1 protein-coding gene is annotated in these 1185 nt (G+C 54.1%); it reads left to right on the top strand.

All coding sequences use genetic code 11. The annotated features are described in order from the left end of the window. On the top strand, positions 1-1185 hold a 1185-nt coding region (locus QUB56_RS35685), incomplete at both ends, for a DUF4157 domain-containing protein (protein ID WP_332961097.1).

The raw sequence follows: 1185 nt of genomic DNA, 5'->3' as shown, positions 1-1185 counted from the left end.
TGTTCAAACCAAACCAACCGTTGGCGCACCGGGGGATAAAAACGAACAAGAAGCTGACAGCATGGCGGGGAAAGTCATGAGGACGCCAGACTCAGCCATCCAGCAGCCAATTCAACGTCAAACCGGGGAAGAAACAGAAGCAGTCCAAATGCAGCCTGAGGAGGAAATTCAGGCCAAGAGTAGTTCCGGCGAACCACCAGAAAAGGAAGAGCAAAACCAGGAATCCGTTCAAACCAAACTAACCGTTGGCGCACCGGGGGATAAATACGAACAAGAAGCTGACAGCATGGCGGCGAAAGTCATGAGGATGCCAGACTCAGCCATCCAGCAGCCAATTCAACGTCAAACCGGGGAAGAAACAGAAGCAGTCCAAATGCAACCCCTGGTAAATTCTATCACTCCACTGGTGCAGCGATCGTCAGGGAAGGAAGAAGAGGTTCAGATGAAGTCGGGGGCGAAACGAGCATCTGATGGAAGTTCTCAGGCTTCTGGCAGCGTAGAAAGCCGACTCGCGGGTTCTAAGGGTGGGGGTAGTCCTTTACCCAATGATATACGTAGTTTCATGGAGGCGCGTTTCGGCGCTGATTTTAGCTCAGTACGGGTGCATACCGACTCGAATGCCGTACAGATGAATAAGGAGTTGGGAGCGCAGGCCTTTGCTCACGGTAGCGATATTTACTATGGGGCGGGGAAATCTCCTGGTAAGGATGAGTTGACGGCCCATGAGTTGACTCACATCATCCAGCAAGGAGGTGCGGTTCCGACTAAATCTGTCAGTCAGCACCAGAAGAAGGAAAACAAACTGCAAGCGAAAGCAGATGCTATCCAGTTGACATCTGTGGAACCAAAGATACAGCGGAAGGAAAATCCCCAAGCACAGCCAGCAGCAGCTAAGGTGGCACCCCAAACTCCCGCAGCCTCACCATCCGCCAAGTCAGAGAAAGCGGAATCGGCTAATACCATCGAGAAGCCAGCACCAGGTAATGGTGCTGGTGCGCCATCGACACCCGCCGGAGGTGGGAGTGCGGGTGCTGGGGCGTCATCCGGTGCGGGTGCTGGGGCGTCATCCGGCGGTGCTGCTGGCGGCGGTGGCCAAAATTCACCGGGTTCAGCTCAAAATGACCCTGGCTTCAAGGCAGTAGTAAATAGCACCAAGAGTGTCGCCGCCCAGGAAAAAAACCATCC

Origin of the sequence: Microcoleus sp. AR_TQ3_B6 (genome assembly GCF_036702785.1) — a bacterium.
Taxonomy (GTDB): domain Bacteria; phylum Cyanobacteriota; class Cyanobacteriia; order Cyanobacteriales; family Microcoleaceae; genus Microcoleus.
This window is presented reverse-complemented; position numbering and strand designations above follow the sequence as displayed.